At 63.0% G+C, this 26,024-nt stretch carries 28 protein-coding genes and 1 tRNA gene; 19 read left to right on the forward strand and 10 right to left on the reverse strand.

Going from position 1 to position 26,024, the window contains the following annotated elements:
- Positions 1–163: 163 nt before the first annotated feature.
- Both HALLA_RS08995 and HALLA_RS09000 read right to left on the reverse strand, forming a co-directional pair.
- Complete coding sequence (locus HALLA_RS08995; RefSeq protein WP_049953037.1) at positions 164–601, reverse strand: transcription elongation factor Spt5; 438 nt, start codon at positions 599–601, stop codon at positions 164–166.
- Complete coding sequence (locus HALLA_RS09000) at positions 601–780, reverse strand: protein translocase SEC61 complex subunit gamma (protein WP_049953038.1); 180 nt, start codon at positions 778–780, stop codon at positions 601–603. The genes HALLA_RS08995 and HALLA_RS09000 overlap by 1 nt, the downstream gene beginning before the upstream one ends.
- Before the next feature lie 233 nt (positions 781–1,013).
- Between HALLA_RS09000 and HALLA_RS09005 the strand changes: the two genes are divergently transcribed.
- Together HALLA_RS09005 and HALLA_RS09010 are read left to right on the forward strand one after the other, a co-directional pair.
- Complete coding sequence (locus HALLA_RS09005; protein WP_049953039.1) at positions 1,014–1,199, forward strand: hypothetical protein; 186 nt, start codon at positions 1,014–1,016, stop codon at positions 1,197–1,199.
- Between the two features lie 92 nt (positions 1,200–1,291).
- Complete coding sequence (locus tag HALLA_RS09010) at positions 1,292–3,043, forward strand: YcaO-like family protein (protein WP_049953040.1); 1,752 nt, start codon at positions 1,292–1,294, stop codon at positions 3,041–3,043.
- Between the two features lie 103 nt (positions 3,044–3,146).
- Here HALLA_RS09010 and HALLA_RS09015 read toward each other — a convergent pair whose 3' ends face one another.
- The gene (locus HALLA_RS09015; protein WP_049953041.1) at positions 3,147–3,611 is read right to left on the reverse strand and encodes a hypothetical protein; all 465 of its coding nucleotides are present in this window, start codon (positions 3,609–3,611) and stop codon (positions 3,147–3,149) included.
- A 322-nt stretch (positions 3,612–3,933) separates the two neighbouring features.
- Here HALLA_RS09015 and HALLA_RS09020 point away from each other — a divergent pair, with 322 nt between their 5' ends.
- The gene (locus HALLA_RS09020) at positions 3,934–5,442 is read left to right on the forward strand and encodes an aldehyde dehydrogenase family protein (RefSeq protein ID WP_049953042.1); all 1,509 of its coding nucleotides are present in this window, start codon (positions 3,934–3,936) and stop codon (positions 5,440–5,442) included.
- 87 nt (positions 5,443–5,529) lie between these two features.
- Positions 5,530–6,009 carry a cupin domain-containing protein gene (locus HALLA_RS09025; protein WP_049953043.1) on the forward strand — a complete coding sequence of 160 codons (480 nt, stop codon included), beginning with the start codon at positions 5,530–5,532 and terminating at the stop codon, positions 6,007–6,009.
- Between the two features lie 122 nt (positions 6,010–6,131).
- On the opposite strand, the gene guaB is transcribed toward HALLA_RS09025, so the two are convergent.
- Positions 6,132–7,634: an IMP dehydrogenase gene (gene guaB / locus HALLA_RS09030; protein WP_049953044.1), complete on the reverse strand. Its 1,503-nt coding sequence runs from the start codon at positions 7,632–7,634 to the stop codon at positions 6,132–6,134.
- A 471-nt stretch (positions 7,635–8,105) separates the two neighbouring features.
- Between guaB and HALLA_RS09035 the strand changes: the two genes are divergently transcribed.
- From HALLA_RS09035 to HALLA_RS09045, 3 genes are all read left to right on the forward strand, one after another.
- The gene (locus HALLA_RS09035) at positions 8,106–9,002 is read left to right on the forward strand and encodes a DUF5794 domain-containing protein (protein ID WP_049953045.1); all 897 of its coding nucleotides are present in this window, start codon (positions 8,106–8,108) and stop codon (positions 9,000–9,002) included.
- Positions 9,003–9,047: 45 nt separating this feature from the next.
- Positions 9,048–9,223: transfer RNA gene (locus tag HALLA_RS09040), tRNA-Trp, on the forward strand.
- A gap of 187 nt (positions 9,224–9,410) precedes the next feature.
- Positions 9,411–9,737 carry a DUF7563 family protein gene (locus HALLA_RS09045; RefSeq protein ID WP_049953046.1) on the forward strand — a complete coding sequence of 109 codons (327 nt, stop codon included), beginning with the start codon at positions 9,411–9,413 and terminating at the stop codon, positions 9,735–9,737.
- A gap of 486 nt (positions 9,738–10,223) precedes the next feature.
- On the opposite strand, the gene HALLA_RS09050 is transcribed toward HALLA_RS09045, so the two are convergent.
- Positions 10,224–11,426 carry a hypothetical protein gene (locus HALLA_RS09050; protein ID WP_339325741.1) on the reverse strand — a complete coding sequence of 401 codons (1,203 nt, stop codon included), beginning with the start codon at positions 11,424–11,426 and terminating at the stop codon, positions 10,224–10,226.
- Positions 11,427–11,878: 452 nt separating this feature from the next.
- On the opposite strand from HALLA_RS09050, the gene HALLA_RS09055 reads away from it, so the two are divergent.
- Complete coding sequence (locus HALLA_RS09055) at positions 11,879–12,385, forward strand: hypothetical protein (protein ID WP_049953047.1); 507 nt, start codon at positions 11,879–11,881, stop codon at positions 12,383–12,385.
- A gap of 60 nt (positions 12,386–12,445) precedes the next feature.
- Here HALLA_RS09055 and HALLA_RS09060 read toward each other — a convergent pair whose 3' ends face one another.
- Positions 12,446–12,796 carry a DUF192 domain-containing protein gene (locus HALLA_RS09060; RefSeq protein WP_049953048.1) on the reverse strand — a complete coding sequence of 117 codons (351 nt, stop codon included), beginning with the start codon at positions 12,794–12,796 and terminating at the stop codon, positions 12,446–12,448.
- Positions 12,797–12,884: 88 nt separating this feature from the next.
- Entirely contained in the window at positions 12,885–13,892 is a 1,008-nt protein-coding gene (locus HALLA_RS09065; RefSeq protein ID WP_049953049.1) for a glutathione S-transferase family protein, read from the reverse strand.
- 199 nt (positions 13,893–14,091) lie between these two features.
- On the opposite strand from HALLA_RS09065, the gene HALLA_RS09070 reads away from it, so the two are divergent.
- Positions 14,092–15,159 carry an mRNA surveillance protein pelota gene (locus tag HALLA_RS09070; protein ID WP_049953050.1) on the forward strand — a complete coding sequence of 356 codons (1,068 nt, stop codon included), beginning with the start codon at positions 14,092–14,094 and terminating at the stop codon, positions 15,157–15,159.
- A 106-nt stretch (positions 15,160–15,265) separates the two neighbouring features.
- Positions 15,266–15,463: a hypothetical protein gene (locus tag HALLA_RS09075; RefSeq protein WP_049953051.1), complete on the forward strand. Its 198-nt coding sequence runs from the start codon at positions 15,266–15,268 to the stop codon at positions 15,461–15,463.
- Between the two features lie 77 nt (positions 15,464–15,540).
- Here the strand turns inward: HALLA_RS09075 and HALLA_RS09080 are convergent, their stop codons facing one another.
- Complete coding sequence (locus tag HALLA_RS09080) at positions 15,541–17,073, reverse strand: (R)-citramalate synthase (protein WP_049953052.1); 1,533 nt, start codon at positions 17,071–17,073, stop codon at positions 15,541–15,543.
- Positions 17,074–17,532: 459 nt separating this feature from the next.
- Here HALLA_RS09080 and HALLA_RS09085 point away from each other — a divergent pair, with 459 nt between their 5' ends.
- The 5 genes from HALLA_RS09085 to HALLA_RS09105 all read left to right on the forward strand — a co-directional run bounded on the left by HALLA_RS09085 (position 17,533) and on the right by HALLA_RS09105 (position 21,254).
- The gene (locus tag HALLA_RS09085; RefSeq protein ID WP_049953053.1) at positions 17,533–18,504 is read left to right on the forward strand and encodes a transcriptional regulator; all 972 of its coding nucleotides are present in this window, start codon (positions 17,533–17,535) and stop codon (positions 18,502–18,504) included.
- Between the two features lie 168 nt (positions 18,505–18,672).
- On the forward strand, positions 18,673–19,605 hold the full coding sequence (gene mch / locus HALLA_RS09090; RefSeq protein ID WP_049953054.1) for a methenyltetrahydromethanopterin cyclohydrolase: 933 nt from the start codon (positions 18,673–18,675) through the stop codon (positions 19,603–19,605).
- Between the two features lie 31 nt (positions 19,606–19,636).
- Positions 19,637–20,092, forward strand: a complete 456-nt coding sequence (locus HALLA_RS09095; RefSeq protein WP_049953055.1) for a hypothetical protein — start codon at positions 19,637–19,639, stop codon at positions 20,090–20,092.
- 39 nt (positions 20,093–20,131) lie between these two features.
- Positions 20,132–20,818, forward strand: a complete 687-nt coding sequence (locus HALLA_RS09100) for an HAD family hydrolase (RefSeq protein ID WP_049953056.1) — start codon at positions 20,132–20,134, stop codon at positions 20,816–20,818.
- Between the two features lie 58 nt (positions 20,819–20,876).
- Positions 20,877–21,254 carry a hypothetical protein gene (locus tag HALLA_RS09105; protein ID WP_049954058.1) on the forward strand — a complete coding sequence of 126 codons (378 nt, stop codon included), beginning with the start codon at positions 20,877–20,879 and terminating at the stop codon, positions 21,252–21,254.
- Between the two features lie 24 nt (positions 21,255–21,278).
- Here HALLA_RS09105 and HALLA_RS09110 read toward each other — a convergent pair whose 3' ends face one another.
- Positions 21,279–22,952 (reverse strand): GTPBP1 family GTP-binding protein, encoded by a 1,674-nt coding sequence (locus tag HALLA_RS09110; protein ID WP_049953057.1) that lies wholly within the window; start codon positions 22,950–22,952, stop codon positions 21,279–21,281.
- Positions 22,953–23,100: 148 nt separating this feature from the next.
- On the opposite strand from HALLA_RS09110, the gene HALLA_RS09115 reads away from it, so the two are divergent.
- Entirely contained in the window at positions 23,101–23,280 is a 180-nt protein-coding gene (locus HALLA_RS09115; RefSeq protein ID WP_049953058.1) for a hypothetical protein, read from the forward strand.
- Between the two features lie 114 nt (positions 23,281–23,394).
- Here the strand turns inward: HALLA_RS09115 and pyrF are convergent, their stop codons facing one another.
- Positions 23,395–24,195 carry an orotidine-5'-phosphate decarboxylase gene (pyrF, locus tag HALLA_RS09120; RefSeq protein WP_049953059.1) on the reverse strand — a complete coding sequence of 267 codons (801 nt, stop codon included), beginning with the start codon at positions 24,193–24,195 and terminating at the stop codon, positions 23,395–23,397.
- A 195-nt stretch (positions 24,196–24,390) separates the two neighbouring features.
- Between pyrF and HALLA_RS09125 the strand changes: the two genes are divergently transcribed.
- The 3 genes from HALLA_RS09125 (at position 24,391) to HALLA_RS09135 (ending at position 26,011) form a co-directional block, all read left to right on the forward strand.
- Positions 24,391–24,768 carry a methylglyoxal synthase gene (locus HALLA_RS09125; protein ID WP_049953060.1) on the forward strand — a complete coding sequence of 126 codons (378 nt, stop codon included), beginning with the start codon at positions 24,391–24,393 and terminating at the stop codon, positions 24,766–24,768.
- A gap of 93 nt (positions 24,769–24,861) precedes the next feature.
- Positions 24,862–25,314, forward strand: coding sequence for a MaoC family dehydratase (locus HALLA_RS09130; protein WP_049953061.1), 453 nt, complete (start codon positions 24,862–24,864; stop codon positions 25,312–25,314).
- A 202-nt stretch (positions 25,315–25,516) separates the two neighbouring features.
- The gene (locus HALLA_RS09135) at positions 25,517–26,011 is read left to right on the forward strand and encodes a cation:proton antiporter regulatory subunit (protein ID WP_049953062.1); all 495 of its coding nucleotides are present in this window, start codon (positions 25,517–25,519) and stop codon (positions 26,009–26,011) included.
- The last annotated feature ends 13 nt before the right edge of the window (positions 26,012–26,024 follow it).

A 26,024-nucleotide genomic window follows, 5' to 3' on the forward strand; every position in this document is an offset into this window, starting at 1 on the left:
AGTCGAGTACCCGAATCTGGTCGCCCCGTACCGTCACCGGAATCGGAACCGTCGCGCTCCTAAATTTTACGTCGTCGGGTCAGCTCACTTCGTGTCGCTGACCGCTCCTTGCAAAATTTAGTATAAAACGACCTCGGCGCACAGCGCCGAGTAAACCGACTCGCTACCGCTCGTCGGAGTCGAGTACCCGAATCTGGTCGCCCCGTACCGTCACCGGAATCGGAACCGTCGCCTCGTAGAGTTCGACGGTTACCTGATCCTTGCCTTCGTCGATACGCTGGACCTGCGCTTTCTCGCCCTTGAACGGCCCGGCGATGAGTTCGACGATGTCGCCTTCCGCGATCCCCTCGACGTCCGGTTTCGGTGACAGGAAGTGCTCGACCTCCGAAATGTCTGACTCGCCCGGCACAATGGTTCTGGCGTGTGGGATATCCTCGAGGACCCGGTTGAGGACCGCGTTCCCGTCAGCTTCGACCATCACGTAGGAGGTCAGCGAGTCGGGTGCGAGCGCGGCGTGGATATCCGGCTCCTCGCGGTTGATAATCATGTCCGCGACGGTGCGTTCTTGACTCGCTGTGGTTTTAACTGCGTAGATCGGCATTAGGCGCCACCTGCACTGGTCAGGAACACCATGATCGCGCCGATGATGAACCCGACGAGACCGATGAAGATGATTCCAGCGCCAGCGATCTTCGAGACCTGCAGGAACTCGTTCGTCGACGGTGTCTTTGCCATTTTTAACACCCTGACGTACGAGGTGAGATCGTACGGAACGTCCATATATGTGTGTTTAGAATGGGCGCCCTTTTATCTGTCTTTCGTGTCCGATTTGTTTCACCCGAGGTCGGTTCCGAACCCGTATCGGTCTCGCCACGGCAGATTCAACCGGGAAGGAGCCTCGAGGACGTCGCGTGGGACATTTCGACGCGAAAAACTGCGCTCGGGCGATCGGTATCGACCGACGTTGCAACTGACGGCATGGCGATCAACCCGCTTGCGACCGAACGACACGTATGGCAGAAGACGACACCGATCGACAAGACGAGTACGAAGCAGAACGGGAAGCAGAGATCGAAGACGAACTTGAGCGGATCGACCGCGACCCGGAGGAAGTCGACGAGGGGAGCGACGATTTGGGCACTCAAAACGCGCCGCGATCCGAGACCGACGAAGACCCCGCGGAGAACTCCGAGGAGTGAGGAAGACGCCGCACCTGACGACGTGATCGCCGGCGTGACAAGACGCCGCCGCGAACGGGATTCTTTTGACCTCGGCCGCCGACCGGTCCGGTATGGAGGTCCACGTCGTCGCCGACGACCCGGTTCGAGCCGCTATCGACGCCGCGCTTTCCGATATCGATATCACGATCCGAGACGCCGACCCAACGGCGCTTTCCGACGCCCGGTTCGCGGTCGTCAGCGACGTCGTCGGATCGGACACGTTCGAGCAGGCGACAGAGGCGACTCGAGGTGGGAACACGCCCTGGATCGCCGTCGAAATCGGCGGCGTCGGCGGCCACCCGCTCGAGAACGTCGACGCCGCCGTGTCCGGGTTCGCGCCGGGAACGGCCTGTTATAACTGTCTCCGACAGCGAGTCGCCTCGACGCGAGCGAACGACGAGCCACCCGAGCGGCCGAGCGCGGATCGAAGTACAGCGCGACTCGCTGGCGCGATCGCGGGCCGAGAATGCGTTCGCGCGTTCGCCGGGGACGACGAATCGATCATCGGTCGCGTTCGCGAACTTCCCCACGCCAGTCGGCAGTGTCTCCCGGTTCCGGCGTGTGAGTGCAGCGGAGACGAACGGAATCGAGCGCTCGACCTCGCAAACGACGAATCGCTCGATCTCGAGCAGGCGGTCGAGCGGGCCGAACTGGCGATCGACTCCCGGCTGGGCCCGGTCCGTTCGATCGGGGAGGCCGAGTCGTTTCCGGCACCGTACTATCTCTCGACGCTCGCAGATACCGAGCCGTTCAGCGACGCGAGCGCCTCGAAGCAAGCCGCCGGCGTCGACGACGACTGGAACGCGGCGCTGATGAAAGCGGTCGGCGAGGGTCTCGAGAGGTACTGCGCCGGTGTGTATCGTGACGCGGAGTTTCGCCGCGCGACCGTCGACGACCTCGAGAATCCAGTCTCGCCGCTCGAACTCGTTCGGCCCGACGACGCACCGGAGTTCGATTCGTCGACGGCGTGTCGCTGGGTCGACGGCGTCGACCTCGAGACTGGCGAGTCGGCACAGCTTCCCGCCGCAGCCGTCCACTTCCCCCAGCCCGGTGACCCGATCGTGCCGTCGATTACGACCGGACTCGGACTCGGTTCATCGACCGTCGACGCCGTCCGATCGGGACTGACGGAGGTGATCGAGCGAGACGCGACGATGCTGTCGTGGTACTCGACGTACGACCCCCTCGGTCTCGCCGTCGAAGACGAAGCCTACGAACGACTCGAGCGCAGGGCGCAGAGCGAAGGACTCGCCGTGACCGCGCTGTTGCTGACACAGGACGTGGACGTGCCGGTCGTCGCCGTCGCCGTCCATCGAGACGAGGCCGAAGCCGGCGGAGCCGACGACTGGCCGAAGTTCGCCGCTGGCTCTGCGGCGGCACTCGACGGCACCGCCGCCGCCCGCTCGGCCCTGGCAGAAGCGCTCCAGAACTGGATGGAACTCCGCGGAATCGGCCGGGGCGAGGCCGATACCGCGACGGGACAGATCGGCCACTACGCAACGTTTCCCGAACCGGTCAGGGAATTCGTCGACGTCCAGCGGACGATTCCGGTCGCGAGCGTCGGGCCGGATCCCGTTCCCACCGGGGCCGACGCCCTCGAGGAACTGGTCTCCCGAACGAGCGCCGCCGGTCTCCGTCCATACGCGGCCCGGCTGACGACCCGAGATGTCGAGCAACTGGGTTTCGAGGCGGTGAGAGTCGTCGTCCCCGGCGCGCAACCGCTTTTCACCGACGAGGCGTACTTCGGCGAACGCGCAATCACCGTTCCCGCCGATCTCGGATTCGAACCCGATCTCGAGCGCGAGTTCCATCCGTATCCCTGAGAACGTTCGAAAAATATCGCCGCCCGGAGCGGTTCCATCGCTATGCGTGAGCGGTACTACACCCCAGAGAATCGTCTAATCGGATCGCTACGCCGGTGTTGGCTCAGGCTGACTCGTTGCTCTCGGAGTCGGTCGTTTCGTTGCTGTCGGATGCTGCGGTCTCGTTCGCGGTTGCCGATTCATTCGACTCGTTGGCCTCGGCGTCCTCTCTCGTGGAGATTTCGAGGTCGAGGTCGTCCTCGTAGAGCGTTATCGAGACGAGCGTCGTCTCGGAGGTCACGGTTCCAACCTCAACCCGGTCGTTGTCACCGTCCCGGTCGACGAGCACGACCTTTACACTCTGTTCGACGCCGTCCATCGACGGCGCACCCACGCGCTCGTTGGGCGTCACCGAGTAGCTCTGATCGTACGATCCGCGTCCGGATCCCGTCTCCTGGGCCTCGAGTTGCACGTTCTTGGTCCGGTCGGCTTCGTTGTATATTTCGACCGGGACCGGGGTCTTTACTGAACCCACGAAGTGTTCCTGAATGCCGCCGACACACCCCGCTAGCCCAACTGTCGCGAACACACCCGCAGATTGGAGTACTGTACGGCGATTCACGTTTGTGACTCGGTGCTGGATAGTTGTATGTATTACTTTTCCAGTCAACCTCGCACTGGGGGTGATGGGATATCCCCGTGGACCCAAACCCACAGATAAAACTCGTCGATACTCGCCCTCGCCGTGGACCGATGGCTATCAGATTTTGTGCTGTCTACTACCGAAACCACACAGGTGAGTGCTCGCAACCGCCATACAGATGTCCGTCATAGAGACGTGCTAGATCCACGAAGATGACAGTTCCAGTCACCTGCAAAACATAATATGAGATGTCAGAGTACACAGGATCATGGGAGCACCCACTACTCGAGGAGACGAGCAGTACGGAGATATCGACGACGTTGGAATCGCGCCGGAAACGGGGTGGAACGCACAGTACATCGACGGCGAGTGGCGCCAGCAGGGCGAGCGAGCGACTATCTCGGTGAACGCGCCGGCGACCCAGGAGACGGTCGGCGAGGTGCCGCGCGGGACGACCGACGACCTCAACGAGGCGTTCCGAGTCGCCGAAGCGGCACAGGCGGAATGGGCGGAGACACCGCCACAAGAGCGCTCCCGAATCGTCTCGACGGCCGCACAGCTACTCGAAGAGCACATGGAGGAATTCGTCCACCTCGTTGCAATCGAAGGCGGTGGCGTTCAGGCGAAGGGCGAATTCGAGGGCGGAGCGGCCGTCGGCGTCGCCTCCCACGCGGCGGGCATGGCGCTTCGAAATCGCGGCGAGCGCTCCGAATCGACGGTCCCCGGGAAGGAAAACATCGTCGTCGAGGAGCCGGTCGGCGTCGTCGGAGTGATCACGCCGTGGAACTTTCCGACGGTACTCTCGATGCGGGCCGTCGCACCGGCGCTGGCGCTCGGTAACGGCGTCGTCTTAAAGCCCGACGAGCACACCCCCGTCACCGGCGGACTACTGCTCGCTCGAGTGTTTGAGATGGCCGGGCTGCCGGACGGTGTCTTGAACGTCGTTACGGGCTACGGCGAAGATATCGGCGATCACTTCTCGGGCCACGAGGTGCCGGACGTGATCTCGTTTACCGGGTCGACTGAGATCGGCCGTCGCGTGGCGACCAACGCGGTCGAGAACTTCAACTTCCCAGCGCTGGAACTCGGCGGGAACAACGCCCACATCGTCACTGACGACGCCGATCTCGAGTTGGCGATCGAGGCCGGCGCTTTCGGTTCGTTCACTCACCAGGGACAGGTCTGTATCTCGATCAATCGCCATCTCGTCCACGAAGACGTCTACGACGACTACGTCGCGGGGTTGGCCGAAGCCGCCGAACACATTCCTGTCGGGGACCCGCTCGAGCCCGAATCGATCGTTGGGCCGATCATCAACGAATCCCAGTTCGAGGAGATGACCGACTACCTCGAGGAAACCGTCGACGCGGGCGCGGTCGTCGAAGCCGGCGGCGACTACGACTTCCCCTACGTCGAACCGACGGTGCTCTCGGACGTGAGGAACGAGATGGCCGCGGCCTGCAACGAGCACTTCGGACCGATCGCGCCCGTGATCCCGTTCTCGAGCGACGAGGAAGCCATCGAACTGGCCAACGACACGGAGATGGGGCTTTCGGGTTCGGTCCACTGCCGGGACATCACTCGAGCGCGCGCCATCGCAAAGCAGGTCGAAACCGGCATGATCCACATCAACGATCAACCGATCAACGACGATCCGCAGGCGCCGTTCGGCGGCGTCAAATCCTCCGGAATGGGCCGGTACAACGACCGGTGGATCGCGGACGAGTACACGACCACGCGCTGGATTTCCGTCCAGCACGAGCCCCGAGAGTACTGAGCGCCCGGGGCGAGCCGCGCCTCGTGAGGGTGGTAGTGACTCGATCAGGGCAGTATTTTCAAGGCGGAATCGATCGATATCGAAACGATGGAGAAAGTCGAAATCGACGAGGTCGACAACGAACCGAACCCGATGGCAGCACAGTCAGTTCGGCGGCCGATATCGGACGCCCTCGGAACGACCGATTTCGCGATGAACTACTTCGAACTCGAGTCGGGTGAGTCCTTTTCCGGCGGCTATCACGCACATCACGACCAGGAAGAGGTCTTCTACGTGCTCGAGGGAACGGCGACGTTCGAAACCGAAAACGGACCCGTCAGCGTCGACGCTGGTGAACTCGTTCGGTTCGCCCCCGGCGAGTTCCAGCAGGGAACCAACGAGGGCGAGGAACCCGTCGTCGGCTGGGCGTTCGGCGCACCCGACTCGAGTCACAACGTAGAGGACATCGAATCGGTCGTCTACTGTCAGGCGTGTGAATCCGAAACCAAACACGGCCTCGAGATCGCCGACGAGGGCGGCTTCCGACTCAGTTGTACGGACTGCGGAAACTCGTTTACGATCGCCTGAGTCGGGATCCGCCGCAGTCACAATCTGGTGCGGCGTCACAATCGTCACGACTTCGAGCCGGCTCGAGAGTCGCCGCGGCCCCACGAAATATGGCTGTCTGCGGTCGTCTGCGACGCAGCCGGTTACTCGTCTGCCGGGGAGTAGTTCGGTGCCTCGTCCGTGATGACGACGTCGTGGGCGTGACTCTCGGCCTGTCCGGCCGCCGAGACGCGGACGAACTCGCTTCGGTCTTTGAACTCGGGAATCGTGCCGCCGCCCACGTAGCCCATCCCCGACTGCATCCCGCCGGCGAGCTGGTGGAGTTCGGACTCGAGGGTACCCTTGTACGGCGTCGCGGCTTCGACGCCTTCGGGGACGTACTCGTCTTCGTCCTGCGGTTCGTCTTTCAGGTACCGGTCGCCGTCGCCGGACTTCATCGCGCCGACCGATCCCATGCCGCGGTACTGCTTGTACTTCTTGCCGTTCATCGTCACGACTCGACCCGGTGCCTCTTCTGTTCCGGCGAAGTACGAGCCGAGCATGACCGCGTCAGCGCCCGCTGCGATCGACTTGATGGCGTCCCCGGAGTACCGAATGCCGCCGTCGGCGATCACCGGCACGTCGTGTTGACTTGCGACATCTGCAACCTGCGAGACGGCGGTGATCTGGGGCATTCCGGATCCCGAGACGACCCGCGTCGTACAGATCGACCCCGGACCGATCCCGACTTTGATGCCGTCGGCGAAGTCGACCAGATCCTCGGCCGCCTCTCGTGTCCCGATGTTGCCGACGACGACATCGGCGTCGACGGATTCTTTGATCTCTCGAGCGCCATCGATTACGTTCAGGTTGTGCGCGTGCGCACAGTCGATGAAGAGGATGTCGGCTCCGGCTTCGTCCGCAGCTTCGGCGCGCTCGGTTTCGAACGGGCCGACAGCGACGCCACAGCGGAGTCGACCGTCGTCGTCGCGGACGGCCTCGCTGTACTCGCGACGCTGGAGGATTCCCTGCATCGTCACCAGTCCGACGAGGAGGTTTTCGTCGTCGACAACCGGCACGCGTTCGATCTTGTGTTCGTACATCAAGTCGAAGGCGTCGCGCGCGTCGATGTCTTCCGGCGCGGTGATGACCTCGTCGGTCATCGCCTCGGTGACCGGGTCGTCCTCGTTGACCTCGAGGTGGGGCCGGATGTCCGTACTCGAGATGATCCCGAGGACTTCCCCGCGCGTGTTGACGACGGGTGCTCCCCCGACGCCTTCTCTGACCATCATCTCGTCGACTTCGCGGACGGTCATCTCCGGATCGGCGGTCACGACCGAGTCGGTCGGGATGATGAGGTCGTCGGCGCTTTTGACGCGGTGGATCTCCTCGACCATCTCGTCGACGTTCATATTTCGATGAAGCACGCCCAGACCGCCGTGTCGAGCCATCGCGACCGCCATCTCGCTCTCGGTGACGGTATCCATCGCCGCGGAGATAATCGGGACGGAGACCTCGACGGATTTCGAGACGCGGCTCGTCAGATCCGCGTCGTCGGGTTCGACGCGGCTCTCTTTTGGCCGAAGGAGCACGTCGTCGAAGGTCAGCGCTTCCGGTACTTGAAGCTTCGAAGAATACGGCCCGTGTTCGGGAACGTCGTTCGCCATGTAAACTGTCCGGAATCGGGAGCAAAAAACGTTGCGTGTTGCACTTTCAGCCCGCAGAACGAGACCCATAACCACGGGAGAACATCTCGAAGCGAGAGCGGGTCGGATCCACCTCGAGCGTTCGTTCGATTCGACAGAATGTAACGATCGGAAACCGAATGCTGACTGTCGTTCATCACCGTCAGGAAATGCACACTGTTGTCGGACGATCTGCCGGGTGTTGGAACCAGTTCTCACACAACGTTTATTAATAATGCAAAACTCCGATAGAGTATGTCCGCTGTGAGTTCCAGCATGGCCCGAACCGGTGATCAGATGAGCGCATTCTCCATCGCACCGTTTACAGCCGGGTTTTCGAAACTCACAGCAGGCCAGAAACGGTCGAATGGCTGGCTCAATGCGTGCCAGTCCGGGCGAGACCGTCTAGTATATTCCCATCTGGCCCCGGGTCACGGCCATCGACCCTAATCGATGAGTACGTCACAACACCCGGTCGCACTCAGCCTCGAGCGATTCGCCAGCGACGACGCCAAACTGCTCGCGCTGGTCATGGCCCTGCCGCTGGTCGACGGCGTGTTCCCGGCGATGATCCTCGCCGGTGCCGTCGACGACCCGCTCGGCGCGATTCAGGTTGGACTGTTGATTTTCGGCGGCAGCGCTACCGTCGCGGTGATCCTCGCGGAGATGAACGGCTCGCCGAGAGAACAGGCGGCTATCGTCCTGGTCGTCGGCCTGCCGTTGATCGCCCTCGCCGCGGTGCAGGCGGCGCTCGCGCCCACGATCGAAAGCGTCGTCAACATCGCCATCTTCGAGCGCTTCGCGGCGCTCGTCATCGCGGCCATCGCAGCCCACACCGCGAGTGCGACCGTCGGCGAATACATTCCAAACCCCGGCATCATCATCGCGCTGGGACTGGTAGCGAGCCTCGAACCAAGCGGTGCCGAACTGGTGTTCGAAGCCGACCCCGCGCTGATCGCCAACGGGACTCTCGCGGCTGGCGTCGGCGTCCTGTTCGCGCTCTCGATCGCCGTCGCGGGTCCGTACCTCCGGACCTACATGGACATCGACCGGTTCCGATTCGGCAGCGCCGTCGCGCTGGGACTGCTCCCGCTTTCCCTGCTCGGGATGGCCTTCGGCGAGGCGCCGCTCGCGGCCCTTCTCGTCGCTGCCGTACTCTCGATCGATCCCCAGTTCGACGGCGAGGCCGCTCGAGAAACCCTCGAAACCGATCCGCGGCCGGACGGCGGCAGTGCCGAGGACCGATCGAACGCGAGCGAGCCGAGAGTTCCCGACTCGAGCGACTCCGAGGACGACACCTACCCCGGCGACGATTCGACCGACACCGCGGGCCGAGCCCCCTGGCTGTAATCGAATCGTAACGGCTTTAGGGAGGATCGCTCTATGATTGCTCGAGGGGTCGTGGCCAAGCCAGGCATGGCGGCTGACTCCAGAGGCTACGGCGCCCGGGACGACACTCCAGACTGATATACTGATCGGACACCTGATCAGTGTCCGTGTGATGACCCTCTGGAGTTCCGAGGCGCACCGGAGATATCAGTAGATCGGGGGTTCAAATCCCTCCGACCCCATACTTCTGTCGCGAGCAAATACGCGAGTGACAGGTATGCACGAGGAGGGATTTGAGCCCAGAGGACGAGCGAAGCGAGGTTCTCGTGGTTCACAATCCCTCCGACCCCATTTCCACCTTAAATTCATCACATCTCTTCAGTGATTTAGGACCTCTAGAGAAGTCTCTTCCAACGGAGATGACGCTTAATGCAGAGCTGGAGTGCTGAGAAGCAAGAAAACCAGCGCTGTCTCTGTTGTGGCGGACACGTCACCCCGGAGTTCCGTCGTGGCTACGGCGATCCCGACGACCGGGCCTACCGCTGTCCGGACTGTGATACGATCCGACGGCTCGGTAAAGGGAGCGCAGCCGGGAAAGACATCGGCGACGTCGATCCGCTCGAGAATCCGAACAGGTTCGGAGTGCCGCACGAGCAACCCGACCGGTTTAGCGTTCCGATAGACGAACTGCCGTCAAACGTTCGATCGCTCGTGGAGTCTCGAGCCGTCGCGACTGATGGAGGTGAAAAACGATGAGCGATCACTGTGCAAACGGTACTTACTGTTCCAATTTTTGGAATCGCTCACAACCACAAGAACACGACTTAACCCCGATTGGTCGGATGCTCTTATCCTGTCGTTCTCGAGCTGCATATATCGATTCACAGCTCTCACACATCCCGACAATTCGCTTTTTCTGGTCCAACGCTGTCATCTCTATTTATAGTAGAACCCCCAGCACCTTCAAGTTGTACATAAATAATCGGAGCTTTTGACAAACTCCGACTCATTCTCTTAGTCGAATACTACGAGCGGGCACTGACCGGTCTGGAGGTGAGGACCGGTGAGTTCGAAAGCGCGAATCTCTGCGAAACAATGTGGCGAGAACGTGGAAGGCGCTGTGATTCAGACTGTTTCCGAACTCGCATACCTCGACGATATCGAGGACGTCCACGCCGACGCTCGAGCACCCCCGATCCACCCTCAAAACGACCGGCACCGAATCGCTTTAGCGCCCGCACTCTACCTCGAGAACAACTCACCAAATCCCTGCGGGAACTCCACGCCGGCGTCGGCGAGCGTCTCCTCGAGTTCCTCGAGATAGTCTTCGCTTACGTCGCCGGAGGTGTCCGAATCCGTCTCATCGTCCGACCCCGAATCAGAAGACGAGTCGTCGTCGGAATCGGTATCCGACTCCTCCTCGGGGATCGTCGTGCAGTTGCCGGACCCGCAGGGTTCGAACTCGAAGGTGCCGTTGAGCGCCATCGAATGATCGTCGTAGTAGCTGAAGAGATCCTTCGGGGCCTCGTAGAGGCCGCCGTAGTGGTTGACGGGGCCGGTGGTGTCGATGATGTTGTCGCCGAGATCCGACGTGAAGCTGAAGTTTTCGCGCTCGAAGATGAGGTCGCCGTCGAGCCAGTAGCGGACGACACCGTCGCTGTTGGGCTCGCCGTTGGTGACCGAGTTCACGCAGACGTAGCTCTCGAAGTCGTACCAGACGCCGGGTTCGATATCCGGTTGTGCGAGGGCGTGCTCGTCGTCGTCCATGATGTAGTTGTGATCCTGTGCCGCGTCGATGTGGTAGGTATCCGAGAGCAGGTGAAACGGACCGTCGGGGTCCGTCCCGCGGCTGGTCACGTACAGGCGGTTGCTCCAGCCGTTGGTTCCGTCGGGGACGGTCCCCCCGGCGGCGGCCTCGCCGAGTGAGAGCGCGCAGTTCCAGAGCCGACAGTTCGACGGGTCCCGACCTTCCATCGACCAGTTGGTGTTCAGCGCGAATCGCATGCGGGTGTTGAGTTCGAACAGGCCGTCTTCGAACTCGTAGTGGGCGTTTGCACCCCAGTGGGTGTCGCCGTTGACCTCTATCTGGATCGCGCTCTCGCCGGAATGGACCGGATCGGAGACGAAATTGATGTTGTCGACATCGCCGTTGGACAGCCAGTAGAGGTCGCTGACGTCGTCGTAATCGTCGTAGTCGAGGTGAATGATGTCGTCGGGTCGACTCCCCGTTGGTGCCGCCGCGACGCTTCCGGTTCCCAACCCGATGCCACCGAGGACGGCCCCCGCACCCGCAAGCGCGCCCGTCTGGAGCGCTCGGCGTCGGGTGATTGCGGGCGTGGATCCCTGTTCAGACGATCGTCCTTCGTCGCATGCGGACGCTCGTCGTTTATCGCGTGAGTTCGATTGCTCTCCATCCGATCGCTCGAGGTTCGAATGCTCTTCCATGCGCTTGGATAATTACAGAACATAGCTAATTGTATTGTAGCGTCTACCCGCTCGAGAACCGTTGCAGCTGCCACAATCCGGATCGTGACTCGAGACGCCGATAGCGAGGTCGAAGTAACGGCCGCCAACCCGTCACTTGCGGCCAGCCGAACGGTCGTAACAGCCGCCAAACGCCCGAAATCCACCCGACACACCACCGCTCTCGATCGAACCGGTGTCCGCCGGCAGAAATAACGGCTTCGCACTCGAGAAGTATCGTAGACACGATTGGGGATGGGTTTACCCGGTATCGCCGCAGCCAGTTCTTATAACAGCGATTTGTCGATAGCAGAGCCGCTCTCGAGCGGTTGCGCGTTCGCCCGAACCGACACGATTTCTCGACGTTCATGACCGCGTGACAGACCAACCTCGTAAGGCGACGTTCTCAACCAGCGTCGGCGCCTACGGGACCTATGAACATCTTCTGGCTCGACGACGACCCGCGGCTGGCCGCCCGCTATCATTGCGACCAGCACGTGAACAAGCTCCTCCTCGAGGCGGCCCAGGTCATGTGCACCGCGGCGCGGGAAAACGGCCTCGAGGCGGAGTTTCTCTACCGCCCGACCCACGTCGACCACCCCGTAACCCGGTGGGCGAGCGAATCGCGAGCGAACTGGCTCCGACTCCGCGAGCACGCCGAAGCGCTCAACGCCGAATTCGTCGAGCGATACGACAAGGACGAGGATCACGCGAGCTGGCAGGTGATCGAGCAGATTGATCCCGACGAAATCGGGTTTCCGACGACGGAGCCGACCCCCCGCCCGCAGGCCATGCCCGACGAATATTGCCGCGAAGATCCGGTCGAAGCCTATCGGGCGTACTACGCCGGCGAGAAGGCCGAGTGGGCCGAGTGGCAGTACACGGATCGTCCGCCGTGGCTCGAGGAGTATCAGGCAGCTCTCGAAAACGCCGAGGGATAACGTAGCCGTTCGAAAACGTGGCGACCTACAGCAGCCGGTATCGAAACGCAGCGACGTGATTCAGTCGTCCTCGAGAACCAGTCGGTCGCCGACCTCGACCGCGCTTGCGGTCCCCGCCGGAAGCTCGACGATCAGGTCCGCCGTCTCCTTTGCGAACCCGCGCCAGGGTCGAAGCGTCTCCACGCGCCGGACGACATCGTCCTGAATCCAGACGACGTCGAGCGCCATGAAGACGAACAGCATGTGGATGTCTCGAGCCTTCGCGGTATCGTACGTAAACGCGAGTCCGTAGTCGTCGGGGATCGATCGCCTGAACATCAGTCCGCGGGTCTGGCTCACAAGGCCGTCCGCGATCTCGACATCGCTCGCGAGCGGGGTCCGCTCTCCGTCGGCGTGGTGGACGAGTCGCACGCCCTCGAGTCGATGCGGAGCCGTCAAAAAGATTCTCGCCGCGTCGCCGCTCCGCTGCTTTCCGCTTGCCGAGTCGATACCTGAACCGTCAGTCGTCGGCGCTCGAGGCCGCCAGTTCCGACGGCGGCCCGCCGGAGAGTTCGTCGCGGTCGTGCGGGGCCTCGAAGTCGAGATCCGGACCGCGAGCGATGATTCTCGACGGCGTCACGTCCGGGTGGGTCGTGTAGTAGTGTTCCTTGATGTGGTTCATATTGACTGTCCGGGCGACGCCGGGCGTCTGGTAGAGGTCCCGAAGGTACGGCCAGAGGTTCTCGTATTCGCGGATGAACTGCACGTTACACATGAAGTGGGTGTGATAAACCTGGTCGAACCGAACGAGCGTCGTGAACATGCAGATGTCGGCCTCCGTGAGCCGGTCGCCGGCGAGGTAGCGCCGGTCGGAAAGCGCCTCGTCCCACTCCTCGAGCGCGCCGAAGAGGTCGTCGATGGCCTCGTCGTAGGGCTCCTGTTCGGTGGCAAAGCCCGCCCGGTAGACGCCGTTGTTGATCGGCTCGTAGATGTCGTCGATGATTCGGTCGACCTCGTCTCGGTATCCCTCCGGATAGAGGTCGACATCCCGGTTCGCGACGTCGTCGAACTCGGTGTCGAGCATCCGCAGGATTTCTCGAGACTCGTTGTTGACGATGGTCTCCTCGTGCGTGTCCCAGAGGACGGGCACCGTCACGCGACAGGTCGCGTCCGGATCGGCGCGAACGTAGAGTTCTCGCAGGTAGTCCGAATCGTACAGGTGATCGGGCGTACAGCCCGCTTTCTCCGGCGTGAACTGCCAGCCGTCTTCGTCGCGGTAGGGATCGACGACAGACACCGAAATCGCGTCCTCGAGTCCCTTCATCGCGCGGACGAGCAGCGTTCGGTGAGCCCACGGACAGGCGTAGGAAACGTACAGGTGGTACCGGCCCGCCTCCGGCTGGAATCGGGCGTCGGGATCGTCTCGAATTTCGTTCCGAAAATTCGTCTCCTGTCGTTCGAACGAACCGTCGTCCCCCGTCGTTTCGTACGCGTCGGTCCGCCACTCCCCGTCGACGAGTTTGTTCATAGCTTCTCGTAGGACGTCCAGACACAAAACGAGGCGGCGACATCGGTGTTACCGAGCCGGCTCGAGTCGGTAGCGGAAACTGCATCGACCTCGAGCGACCACAGCCGTCTCGAGGTACCACAACCGTCTCGAGGTATCACAGATTACAACATCGCGAGGTATCGCAGAGCACTTACCCACCCCCGCGGAAGACACGCCCATGCAGATCAAGAGCCGGGAGCAGGTCGAAGGCGGCCGCGAGCGCGTCGAGGTCGTCCCCGAGAGCATCGACGATCTCTGGCACTTGCAGTACGTCCTAGAGCCCGGCGACCGCGTCGCGGGCGATACGACGCGTCGAATCCAGCGAAACGACGAGCAGATGCGGGATACGGGCGGCGAGCGCGAGCCGATGTGGGTCGCCATCGCCGTCGAGGATATCGAGTTCCACAAGTTCGCCAACCGCCTGCGCGTCGGCGGCGAAATCGTCGCCTGTTCGCGCGAGGACCAGCTCGGTTTTCACCACACGTTAAACGTCGAGGAGCGCGACGAACTCTCGATCGAGAAGTACTTCAAACCGGATCAGGAGGCCCGCCTCGAGGAGGCCGAGGAGGCGACCGAGAATCCGGACGTCGCTATCGCCACGGTCGAGGAAGGGGCCGCCCACGTCCACACCGTCGCCCAGTACGGCACCGAAGAGCGCGCGACGATCACGGGGCCGACCGGCAAAGGTGACTTCGCGCGCGACCGCTCGGAGCTGTTCGACGAACTTGCGGCGGTGCTCTCGCGGATGGACGTCGACGCGATCATCCTCGCCGGACCCGGCTTTACCAAGCAGGATGCGCTCAAACACTTCGAGAAGAACAACGCCGATCTGACCGATCTGATCACCATGGTCGACACCTCCGCGGTCGGCGACCGCGGCGTTCACGAAGTGCTCAAGCGCGGCGCGGTTGCGGACGTCCAGCAGGAGACCAGAATCGAGAGCGAGGCCGAGGCCATCGACGAACTCACCCGGCGGATCGCCGACGGCGCGAAGGCGGCCTACGGACCCGAAGAAGTCAACAAAGCCGCGGAGTACGGCGCGATCGAGGAACTGCTGATACTCGACGACAAACTCCGGAAGGAACGCGGCCCCGACGGCGAGTGGGCGCTCGAGGTCGACGACATCGTCCGCACCGCAGAACAGAAAGGCGGCGAGGTGACCGTCTTCTCGAGCGAGTTCCCGCCGGGCCAACAGCTCTCGAACCTGGGCGGGATCGCGGCGCTGTTGCGGTATCGACTCGAGTGACGCGATAGAGACGAGAGCGCTGACCGCGAACAGACCGGAACGCTGACCGCCCGCCCGCTCGAGCGAAAGCCGATCGATTCTCCTTGCTCGAGCGAAACGGTCGTGTATGGACAAACGCTCACGACTCATCGTCGGAACCATTTGGATCGCGGTCGCGTGTATCATGGCGACCACGCTCGAGCCGAGCGTGCCGACCACGGTGGTCGAGTTGTTGCGGGTGTTCGTCGTCCTGATGGCGCTGTTTCTGGGTTTCATTTACCTGTTCGATCCGCGCGGCCTGATCACCGAACGGCGGTTTCACTGACTGCAGAACAGCGATTTCACTGATCGAAGCTCGAGTCGAGCAGTCGAACCGCGGAAAACCACCCCGAGAATCGAACCTCAGTCGTCGGCCATCGCGAGGGCCTGTCGGTCGGACTCGAGGAGCCGATCGAGCGCGTCGACCATCGCCTCGACGCTGGCGCGGGTGATGTCGGCCTCGCTGCGGGCGACGGTGACGGTGCGGTCGTCCCGAGACATCGTGACTTCGACGGTCACGACGGCGTCGGTGCCGCCCGTGACCGCGTCGACGTGATAGGACTCGAGTTCGGCGTCGGCCGCCGAGCCGAGCGCCTCGCGGACGGCGGAGACAGCGGCGTCGACCGGTCCGGAGCCGGTGCCGCTGGCGACGCGTTCCTCGCCACCGACGTCGAGGCGAACGCTCGCGGTCGGGATCGGACCCCCGCTGGTCGCGGCGATGTCGACCAGTTCGACGACGCGTTCGCGCTCGGTCCCGGTGACGTCCTCGGCGATGGCCAGCAGGTCCGCGTCCGTCACGTGTCGGCCGCGGTCGCCGAGTTCGGTCACCCGCGTCGCGATGTCGGCGACCTCGTCGTCGCCCGCGTCGACGTCGTGTTCCTCGAGCGCGGCTTTCACGCCTGCACGGCCGGCGTGTTTCCCGAGCGCGAGTCGCCGCTCGCGGCCGACGGTTTCGGGCTCGTAGGGCTCGTACATCTTGTCGTCCTTGAGCGTGCCGTCGGTGTGGATGCCGCTCTCGTGGGTGAAGGCGTTCTCGCCGATCACGGCTTTGTTCGGTGCGAGCGGGATGCCGGTCGCGCGAGAACAGACCTGTGCCAGATCGTACACCTCCTTGAGTTCGAGCGTCTCGACGCCGTAGACGTGCTCAAGCGCGATGGCGACCTCCTCTAAGGCGACGTTACCAGCCCGCTCGCCGAGTCCGTTGACGGTGCAGTGAACGAGATCGGCACCGGCGGAGATGGCAGACAGGGCGTTCGCGACGCCCAGTCCGAGGTCGTCGTGGGTGTGTGCGCTGACCGGGCCGAGTTCGGCGAGCCGCGAGACGGCCTCGGCGGTGCGTTCCGGGCCAGTGTGGCCGACGGTATCGGCGAAACAGGTTCTGTCGGCACCGGCGTCGAGCGCGGTCTCTGCCAACGTCTCGAGGTAGTCGAGATCCGCGCGCGAGCCGTCCTCGCCGATGACCTCGACCCAGAGGTCGTGGTCTTTCGCGTAGGAGACCAACTCTGCGGTCTTCTCGAGGTTGTCCTCCCGAGAGGTCCCGACTTTCCCCTCGACGTGTCGGTCGCTCGCCGGCACGACGAGGTGGATTCCGTCGACATTACAATCGAGCGCGAGGTCGATGTCCGACTGAATCCCGCGGCAAAAACTCGTCACGCGAGCGTCGAGATCGAGGTCGGTGACCCGAGAGATCGCCTGTCGTTCGCCCGCGCCGGTACAGGCGCTGCCAGCCTCGATAACCGAGACGCCCGCCCGCTCTAACGCGCGAGCGATCTCGACTTTTTCGTCGGGCGAGAGCGAGACGCCGGGTGCTTGTTCGCCATCGCGGAGTGTGGTATCGAGAAGGCGGACGGTACGATCGGACGGAATCGTCTGTTCGGGGGAGTGTGTTACGGGCAAGAGTGATGAACTGCGATTTTCAGAATCGCGGAATTTCGCATCCAGCCGGGTCGCCCCGACTTCCTCTATCCTCGTCGTTCGGCGTTGAGATGGTATCTCGTGCCATTATACAGGGACAATCGGATAGGGAGAACTTAAAGCCGCCGATGATGACATACGTTCGTCGCGCTATCATCGACTAGACGCGCCGTTTCGATCTCAGCAAAGTGGGGATCGCGTCGAACTGTGTCGAATCGCGTCGGATCGTCTCGTCTCGATTCGATTGGACCTCGCGTCGAAACTCGCATCGAATCGTTCCATCGATCGCCCGTTGAATTCTAGACGACTGCGCCTCGAACGGCTTCCGATCGGCAAAACGATACTATATAAATATACCTCCGATATTTCGGGAAAACGCAATACGGAACCGGGGCTCGTGCGGGACAACTCTTATGTAGAAGCAGTCGCTTACTTTATCTCATGTCCCGATCCGCACTGGTCGGCAACGTCACCGCGATGCTCGAGGACGCGGACTTTGTGGTAAGCGACCGGTGTGCGATTCGACCGAAGAGTTTCGATATCGCAGCACGCCGCGGCGACGACTTACTGCTCGTCAAAATCCTCGGCAACATCGACGCGTTCAATCGAGCGACCGGCCACGAGATGCAACGGCTCGGCACCTACCTTCACGCAACGCCGCTGGTCATCGGCCTGCGAAGCCGCGACGAAGACCTCAAACCCGACGTCGTCTACTTCCGACACGGCGTTCCGGTCTTCAGCCCGGATACGGCCTACAACCTGTTCATCGAGGGCGTGCCGCCGCTGATCTACGCCGCGCCCGGCGGCCTGTACGTCAACATCGACGGCGACTTGCTCGCCGACGAGCGCGAAAACCGCGACTGGAGTCTCGGCCGCCTCGCGAACGAACTCGGCGTCTCTCGGCGCACCGTCTCGAAGTACGAAGACGGCATGAACGCCTCCATCGAGGTCGCGATGGCCTTAGAGGAACTGTTCACCTCCGAGCTCACCAGTCCAGTCGACGTCCTCGAGGGAGCAGAAGATATCCACGAAAGCGACTCGACCCCCGAGGACCCGGCTGCCGACCCCGACGACGAGGAGGTCGTCGCGGTACTGTCGAAAGCCGGCTACAGCGTCCACCCGACTCTCAGATCCCCGTTCAAGGCGATAAGCGAGGATCAAGACGACGGCGACAACGAGGTCGTGCTGACCGGTCACTCGGAGTTTACGAAAGCGGCCGAAAAGCGCGCCCGGATCATGAGTTCGATTGGGCAAGTAACCCGAACGCACTCCGTCTACGTCGTCGACAGAGCCAAGCGCGACGCCGTCGACGGTACGGCGCTGGTCGAACGCGACGAACTCGAGGATCTCCGCGAAGCAGACGACCTGCGCGACGTGATCCGCGACCGGGCGGAGCGCGAAGAGGTCGCCTGATCGTCAATTTCGGCCGATCGAGTCGGAGACGATATTCTGCCACCCAACCCACCGCTTCGCAACTCCGAAGCGGCGCAGCGATGAACGGATCCGAACGCAAGACACGTGTCAGCCGTTTCGGGGTTCGAACTGATAAACTGTTTTAGGGAGGCAGGTGAAGCGAAACCCATGGAGAGCCTCAACCGAATGGCGATCGAACTCGTCGACGAAGCCCTCGAGTACGCCGAAGAGTTGAACATCGGCGGCTACGACCTCGAAAACGAGTCGACGGTCCTCGACTTCGGCATCGACTTCGACGGCGGGATCGAAGCCGGACTGTTGTTGACCGAGATCCAGACCGCCGGCCTGGCGACCCCGAGCACCGAGCTGGGCGAAATCGGCGACGCACCGGTACCCTACGTCGATCTCTCGACCGACCAGCCGGCGCTCGCGCTGCTTTGCTCGCAGAAGGCGAGTTGGGAACTCACGACCGACGATTTCGACGGTCTCGGCAGCGGCCCCGCTCGAGCGCTGGTCGCCGAGGAGACGGAGTTTCGACAGATGGGCTACACCGACGCGTTCGACCTCACCGCGCTCGCGGTCGAAACCGACGAGCAGCCGACGGAAGCGGCGGCGGCACAGGTCGCAGACTTCGCGGAGGTCGAAACGAGCGGCGTCTTCTTGCTCGCCTATTCGACCGGGAGCCTCGTCGGGAGCGTAACGAGCGCGGCCAGAGCGGCCGAACTGGCGACCTTCCGGCTGACAGAACTGGGCTACGATCCGCGAGACATCGTCTCCGCAAGCGGACGGGCACCGGTCGCGCCGGTCGCCGGGGACGAAGGGGAGGCGATCGCCCGGACGAACGACGCGCTGGCCTACGGCGGCACGGCACACCTCGTCGTCCGCGAGGATGCGGACGTCTTCGAGCACGTTCCCTCGACGGCCGCCGACGAGCACGGCCGCCCCTTCGCCGAAATCTTCGACGACCTCGAGTGGGACTTCTCGGAGGTCCCCGCCGACCTGTTCGCGCCTGGAAAGGTGACGATCGACGTGCTGGGCGGTCCGACGTACGTCGTCGGCGAAACGAACGAATCCCTACTCGTCGAGTCGTTCGACCTGTAGCCGTACGGTTCACACTGATACTCATATCGCTATGCGATTCAAACCTGTCCCCGAACCGCCCGCCGAACTCGCGGACGTGGCGACGATTCGAGCGGCGGTTCCGGCGACGCCCGACGAGGATATAGATTGCTGCGCTCGGCTGATCGACCGTACACGCATTTCCGATCGCGACGAGGCGGCGACCTGGCTGACCTACCTCCGGGCGCTCGAGTTGGCGACTGACGAGCCCGCGGGGTTCGCCCGGACGTCGATGGGCATCGATCCCGAGCGGCTTCGAACGGCGTTTCTCGAGCGGGTCGTCGGAACCGAGGCGGTCCTCGAGACGCTCGAGGCGACCGATCGACCGCTCGAAGCCCGCGAAGTGTCCACTCGGGTTCGAAGCCGGAACCGCGTCGAGAAACCCCTCGAGCGCACCGATCGCATTCTCGAGTGGGCTGTGCTCCTCGAACTCGCCGATAGCGAGGGAGGGCAGTATCGCCCGCGGTAGCTAGCTTTTTGAGAGATTCGACGCAACCAGTTGCTATCGATGAGCGACGCAATCACGGCGATCTGCTTCGACCTCGACGACACGCTCTGTACGTACACCCAGCGCGGCGAGGATATTCTCGAGTCAGCGTTCGATCGCGCGGGCGTGGAGCCGCTGTTTTCGATCGGTGCGTTTCACAACCGGTACGTGGACTACCTCGAGGAAAGCGACGGAATCGAAACGCTCCGTCGAGCGTGCTTCGCCGATCTCGCGGTCGAGGCCGGACACGACCCGGAAACCGGACACGCGGTCGCGAACGCGTTCGCGAGCATCCGAGACCAGACGAGCGTCGGTCTCCTCCCCGGCGCCAGCGCCGCGGTGTCGGCGCTCGGCGAGGAGTACGGACTCGGACTGATCACCAACGGCGCGCCCGAAATGCAACGGGCAAAACTCGAGGCGATTGGGCTCGCGGAGTCGTTCGAAACGGTGGTCTACGCGGGCCACGAGACGCGAGCCAAACCCGATCCCGAGCCGTTCGAGGTCGCTCTCGAGGCGCTCGAGGCCGACCCGGAACACAGCGTCTACGTCGGGAATTCGTTCGAGTCAGACGTTGCTGGAGCCCACGCCGCGGGAATGCGGCCGGTGTGGGTGCCGACAAGTGGCGCGGCTGAGACGGTTCCGGAATCGGGACCGAACCCCGAGCACGTCCTCGAGTCGCTCGCAGAATTACCACCGGTGCTTCGATAGCAGCGACCGTCCCGCTCGAGTCGGCCCGCTTTTGTCCGCGGCCCGCGAGTTCGAGATAATGACCGACCACGCGATCAATTTTACTGCACTTCTCGAGGAGGTACGAGCGTTCGACGAGCACGGCGAGTCGAACGACATCGTGACCGTAAGCGGGGACGACCCGTTCGCCGTCTGTCAGTCGCTCTTTCGACGACTCGGCGATCGGACAGCGACGGATCGATGTGAGTTCGTCATGAGCCACACCGTCCGTCGAGAACTCGAGCGCACGCTCGTCCGGGGCGAACCGACGATCGGAACCGAGCCGTTTCTCGAGCGCCAGATCCGAACGGACGTTTCGATGCCCGACGACGTAATTCTATTCGCGGACTTCGACGCGATCACGCTCGGCGGTACGGTTCTGGAGCCGGACGCAGTCGGCCTCGGGGAATCCGCGTAGTTCAGTAAGACCGCAGCGATCGGCTCAGTCTGCCGGTTTGACGCCCGTCACGGTGCCGACGCCCTTGCTCCGGCCCTCGCGGAAGACGAACCGTTGTCCTTCCTCGACCAGGTACGGCCGAAACTTGAACTCGACGGTCGTCTTCCCTTTGTCACCCGGCAGGAGACGCCCGTTCTCCGGGTAAAAGGCGGCGGCTTCGCCGATCGTCTCGAGGTGGACGACCGGTTCGTATCCCTCGCCGATGCGGGTGGGGTGGTTGAGGACCATGACCTCCGCCTCGAACTCCCGGACTGGCTTGGGATCGGCGTCGGCGGGGAGGAGGACCATCCCGCGCTCGATTGCGTCCTCCTGAATTCCTTTGAGTGCGATGCCGACGATTCGCCCCGCCTGAGCCTGATCGACCCGATGATAGTGCATCTCGATGGATCGGACCTCGACCTCCTCGAAGCGGCCGTCGGGCATCGGGCCGAGCAGTAACTCGTCGCCCGCTTCGACGCTTCCGGACATGACCGTCCCCGAGGCGACAGCGCCGACGCCGGTCACCGAGTAGCTTCTGTCGACGTACATCCGGAAGTCGCCGTCGTTTCCAGCCGTCTTCGGGAGCCGATCGAACAGTTCGTCGAGCGTCTCGAGTCCCTCCATTGTGATCGCGCTGGTGGCGACGATGGGGACGACGGTGTCGTCGATTTCCTCGATTGCGGCGTCGATACCGTGGCGCTCGACGCTGAGCGGCGACTTGCCGACCTCTCGAAGCAGTCGCTCGACCTCCCGCGTGACTTCGTCGACGCGGTCGTCGTCGACGGCGTCGACCTTGGTGATCGCGACGATGGTCGGCAGTTCCGTCGCGAGCAGGATGCCGAGGTGTTCGCGGGTGACCCGCGTCGGCCCGTCGTCGGCCTCGACCACCAGCAGGCCGTAATCGAGTTTCTGACCGACCAGTCCGCGGATCGTCGTCCGAAGCCACGGCTCGTGGCCGACGGTATCGACGAACGAGACGAGGCGGTCGGCTTCCTCGACGACCTGCGCGCGGTCGCCCTTCCGATTCGGGTTCCTGACGCGGATCGGCCCGTCGTCGTCGAAGCCGTACACGGCGTAGGAGAGGTCGGCGGAGAGCCCGCGGTCGACTTCGTGGGGCTGGACGTCCAGGAAAGCTCGCGTCGCGCCGTCGCCGTCGTCGGGCTTGCCCGTCACGAGCGAGCCCACGAGCGTACTCTTTCCGTGGTCGACGTGGCCCGCGGTTCCGACCACGACGTGTTCGTCGTCGGTCTCGAGGACGGCACCTTCACGAATTTGGGCGACGCCGACGAGACCGTTGTCGTCCGAGGATGCGGTGTCGTCGCTTCCGCCGGAGCGGTCCGCACCGGTCGCGGTGCTCGGAGCGTCGGCACCGACGCCCCACGTCTGCACGTCGTCGATGTGACAGTCGGCTTCCTCCGCGAGCAAGGAGAGGACGTCCATCGACTCGGAGAACGTCTCCGCGTCGATACCCGCGAGGCCGCCGTCGTCTGTGACGCCGACCACGTACGTTGCTTCGCCGTCGCCGGAGAGGACGCGGTGTCGCAGTTGGGCGGCCAAACTCTCTCGACGGCCGCCGTCGAGGTGGACGTCGCGAAGCAGTCGTTCTTTGAATTCGACGCTGCCACCGTCCTGTTCACCACGTTCCAGGGCCCGCTCGAGTAAGGCCCGGTCACGGCTCATGTGCCACGGTAGAGAGTCACAGCGCAAAAGCCTTCTCGTTGCGTGTCAGATGTTGACATTGGGCGATAAGTAGTTTCTCGCACGGATTTCCATGACGGTTGATCTATTCCGGGAGCGGGTTCAAGCGTCTGGAGCCACTATATGGCATATGAGCGTGAGCGGGCTCTGTCAGATCTGTGAATCGCGACCGGCTCAGGACCGGTGTGACAACTGCGGAACGCTGGCCTGCGAGCAACACTACGAACGCGACCTCGGACTCTGTGCGGACTGTGCAGCCCAGGCGCGACCGGGCGAGCAGCCGGACGACACCGATATTCACCGATTCTGATTCATCCGGCCGGCGGCTGGTACTATCGGATCGGCGGCTCGTACTCCCTCTCGGAAAACAGCTGCTGACGGCGGTGACACCGGCTGGTTTCTATCTCGAGACTGGGACAGTTTCTCACTCTCGATACTGGTTCAGTCGCGATTGCAACCGCGCTGCGGCCTGACCGGCAGCGGCCGCAAAGTCCTCCCCCGCGCCCTCTCCGGCGAAGATGATCCCCCGAGAGGAGTTGACGAGGCCGACGCCGTTAGCGAGGCCGTGTTCGACGGCGGCTTCGGCGTCGCCGCCCTGGGCACCGATGCCCGGAACGAGGAAGGGGAGATCCGGTGCCAGTTCCCTGACCTCCTCGAGTTCGTCCGGGTTCGTCGCGCCGACGACGAGTCCGACGTTGTCGTTTGCGTTCCAGGTGTCGGCCAGCGCCGCCACCCGCTCGTAGAGCGGTTCGCCGGACTCGAGTTCGAGATCCTGGAGATCCGCTCCGCCGGGATTCGACGTTCGACAGAGGACGAACACGCCGGCTTCCTCCTCGGCGAGAAACGGCTGGAGTGAGTCACGACCCATGTAGGGGTTGACGGTGATCGCGTCGACCGTCTCGAGTATCTTCGCGTACTGTCTGGTCGTGTTGCCGATATCAGCTCGCTTGGCGTCGAGCAGGACCGGGACGCCTTTGCCGTGTGCGTAGGCGACGGTCTCCTCGAGAGCGCGCCAGCCGTCGGGGTCCTCGTAGAACGCGGCGTTTGGCTTGTAAACCGCTGCGTGTTCGTGGGTCGCGTCGATGATCCGGCGGTTGAACGCCCACCGCGGGAGGTCGTACTCCGCTAAGTGGTCGGGGATGCGTTTTGGGTCGGGATCCAGTCCGACGCTGACGATGCTGTCGACCGAGACGATGCGGTCGTGCAACCGATCGAAGAAGTTCATGCACTCGAGTGCAAACCCGACGGCCGAAAGTGTTGCTATCGATCATGCCCCGAATACGGTGATTCCTGCGTACGGTACCTCCGAGGACGGTGACTCGGATACGGCGAGGCTGCTGTCGCTATCATCCGCGAAAGTGCGACAGTGTCGTGGCGACGACACGGGAAACTATCACAGTATTCGTCGTAGGACAGGTATATGACCCGACTGGCGCTCATCGCACACGACGAGAAGAAACCGGAACTCATCGAGTTCGCCCAGACCCATCGAGCACAACTGCTCGAGTACGAACTGATCGCGACCGGAACGACCGGAAAACGCCTGATGGAGGCCACCGGTCTCGAGATCGACCGCATGGCGTCGGGACCGCTCGGGGGCGACCTGATGATCGGCGCGCAGGTGGCGGAGGGGAGACTCGACGGCATCGTCTTCCTTCGGGATCCGCTGACCGCCCAGCCCCACGAACCGGACATCTCGGCCCTGCTTCGCATCTGTGACGTCCACGATACCGCGCTGGCGACGAACCTCGAGAGCGCCGCGTACCTGCTCGAGGGTGTCGCCGACCGGGAGGAGTAGGTCGCCAAATTCGACCGCTCCCTACGGCGTCGATAGATCGGCGCGGTGTCGACACCAGCAAGCTATTTCTCCGTTCGCCAACGTTCTCGAGGCATGCCGACGTACTACGAAGACATCGAGGTTGGAGATACCTACTCCTTTGGCGACCGGACGATATCGAAAGCCGAGATCCTTGAGTTTGCCGAGCAGTACGATCCGCAAACGTACCACGTCGACGAGGAGGCCGCCGAGGACTCCCTGTTCGGGGAACTCATCGCGAGCGGGTGGCACACGGCGTCGCTGTGTATGCGCGAGTTCGTCGAGCACGTCGCCGACGAGGCGTGGCTCGGGGCCCGAGGCATCGACGACCTCCGCTGGATCAAACCCGTCACGCCCGATGATACGCTCTCGATGACGGTCGAGATCGTCGACAAGCGACCGCTCGAGGACGACCCGACGATCGGCCACGTCGATACCAGACTGACGGCGTACAACCAGGACGATGAGGCCGTGATCACGTGGATCGGGCTCGGAATCGTCGCACGGCGCGATTCAGACGAGTCCTGATCGGACTCTCGGGGAATTCGGGTTCGCGTGGAGCCCGAATCGAGTTCTCGAGCGACCTACTCGGGCACTCACAAGGCTCTACGCCCTTTTTCGCGAGAGCGCCTTCGGTTTTCGAGAGCCGATTCGATCGAGGGCAAAAGCAGCCCCGCCAGCCACGGACGGTGTCACGGTGTTTATTAGCCATCCGTCTCGACTAGAGAGTATGACTATCTACGAGAGCGATCTTCCCGGCGTCGGGAAGAAATACGAGATCGAGCTCGAGGGGGGAGAGCGCCTCGTTATCGTGACGCACAACACCGGGAAGCGAGAGGTCTACCTGAAAGCCGACGCGGACGCAGACAGCGACAAACTGTTCGAACTGCCGGATCGGATGGCTCGAAAAGTGGGCACGATTCTCGAGGGCGCATACTTCCAGCCGGTCCAGACGAACCGGGTCGAAACGATGCTCTCCGACGAAACTTTCATCGAGTGGTACGGCGTCCCAGCGGGTTCGGATATCGTCGGACAGGCGATCGCCGACGCCCAAATCCGCGAACGAACCGGCGTTTCGATCATCGCGATTCAGCGTGGCTCCGAGGTCATCACGCCGCCCACACCCGAAACAGTAATCGAGGCCGAGGATACGCTCGTCGTCGTCGGCCAGCGCGAGGACTGCACCGAGTTCGAACAGTTGCTCGGAAACGGCGGTAACGAGTGATCACCGTGCAGCG

Origin of the sequence: Halostagnicola larsenii XH-48 (genome assembly GCF_000517625.1) — an archaeon.
In the GTDB taxonomy this organism is placed as follows: Archaea; Halobacteriota; Halobacteria; order Halobacteriales; family Natrialbaceae; genus Halostagnicola; species Halostagnicola larsenii.

Bases quoted from the DNA above. Each gene is read 5' to 3' on its own strand.
- HALLA_RS08995 (WP_049953037.1), bottom strand. From the start codon at position 601: ATGCCGATCTACGCAGTTAAAACCACAGCGAGTCAAGAACGCACCGTC.
- HALLA_RS09000 (WP_049953038.1), bottom strand. From the start codon at position 780: ATGGACGTTCCGTACGATCTCACCTCGTACGTCAGGGTGTTAAAAATG.
- HALLA_RS09005 (WP_049953039.1), top strand. From the start codon at position 1,014: ATGGCAGAAGACGACACCGATCGACAAGACGAGTACGAAGCAGAACGG.
- HALLA_RS09010 (WP_049953040.1), top strand. From the start codon at position 1,292: ATGGAGGTCCACGTCGTCGCCGACGACCCGGTTCGAGCCGCTATCGAC.
- HALLA_RS09020 (WP_049953042.1), top strand. From the start codon at position 3,934: ATGGGAGCACCCACTACTCGAGGAGACGAGCAGTACGGAGATATCGAC.
- HALLA_RS09025 (WP_049953043.1), top strand. From the start codon at position 5,530: ATGGAGAAAGTCGAAATCGACGAGGTCGACAACGAACCGAACCCGATG.
- guaB (WP_049953044.1), bottom strand. From the start codon at position 7,634: ATGGCGAACGACGTTCCCGAACACGGGCCGTATTCTTCGAAGCTTCAA.
- HALLA_RS09035 (WP_049953045.1), top strand. From the start codon at position 8,106: ATGAGTACGTCACAACACCCGGTCGCACTCAGCCTCGAGCGATTCGCC.
- HALLA_RS09045 (WP_049953046.1), top strand. From the start codon at position 9,411: ATGCAGAGCTGGAGTGCTGAGAAGCAAGAAAACCAGCGCTGTCTCTGT.
- HALLA_RS09050 (WP_339325741.1), bottom strand. From the start codon at position 11,426: ATGGAAGAGCATTCGAACCTCGAGCGATCGGATGGAGAGCAATCGAAC.
- HALLA_RS09055 (WP_049953047.1), top strand. From the start codon at position 11,879: ATGAACATCTTCTGGCTCGACGACGACCCGCGGCTGGCCGCCCGCTAT.
- HALLA_RS09065 (WP_049953049.1), bottom strand. From the start codon at position 13,892: ATGAACAAACTCGTCGACGGGGAGTGGCGGACCGACGCGTACGAAACG.
- HALLA_RS09070 (WP_049953050.1), top strand. From the start codon at position 14,092: ATGCAGATCAAGAGCCGGGAGCAGGTCGAAGGCGGCCGCGAGCGCGTC.
- HALLA_RS09075 (WP_049953051.1), top strand. From the start codon at position 15,266: ATGGACAAACGCTCACGACTCATCGTCGGAACCATTTGGATCGCGGTC.
- HALLA_RS09085 (WP_049953053.1), top strand. From the start codon at position 17,533: ATGTCCCGATCCGCACTGGTCGGCAACGTCACCGCGATGCTCGAGGAC.
- mch (WP_049953054.1), top strand. From the start codon at position 18,673: ATGGAGAGCCTCAACCGAATGGCGATCGAACTCGTCGACGAAGCCCTC.
- HALLA_RS09095 (WP_049953055.1), top strand. From the start codon at position 19,637: ATGCGATTCAAACCTGTCCCCGAACCGCCCGCCGAACTCGCGGACGTG.
- HALLA_RS09100 (WP_049953056.1), top strand. From the start codon at position 20,132: ATGAGCGACGCAATCACGGCGATCTGCTTCGACCTCGACGACACGCTC.
- HALLA_RS09105 (WP_049954058.1), top strand. From the start codon at position 20,877: ATGACCGACCACGCGATCAATTTTACTGCACTTCTCGAGGAGGTACGA.
- HALLA_RS09110 (WP_049953057.1), bottom strand. From the start codon at position 22,952: ATGAGCCGTGACCGGGCCTTACTCGAGCGGGCCCTGGAACGTGGTGAA.
- HALLA_RS09115 (WP_049953058.1), top strand. From the start codon at position 23,101: ATGAGCGTGAGCGGGCTCTGTCAGATCTGTGAATCGCGACCGGCTCAG.
- pyrF (WP_049953059.1), bottom strand. From the start codon at position 24,195: ATGAACTTCTTCGATCGGTTGCACGACCGCATCGTCTCGGTCGACAGC.
- HALLA_RS09125 (WP_049953060.1), top strand. From the start codon at position 24,391: ATGACCCGACTGGCGCTCATCGCACACGACGAGAAGAAACCGGAACTC.
- HALLA_RS09130 (WP_049953061.1), top strand. From the start codon at position 24,862: ATGCCGACGTACTACGAAGACATCGAGGTTGGAGATACCTACTCCTTT.
- HALLA_RS09135 (WP_049953062.1), top strand. From the start codon at position 25,517: ATGACTATCTACGAGAGCGATCTTCCCGGCGTCGGGAAGAAATACGAG.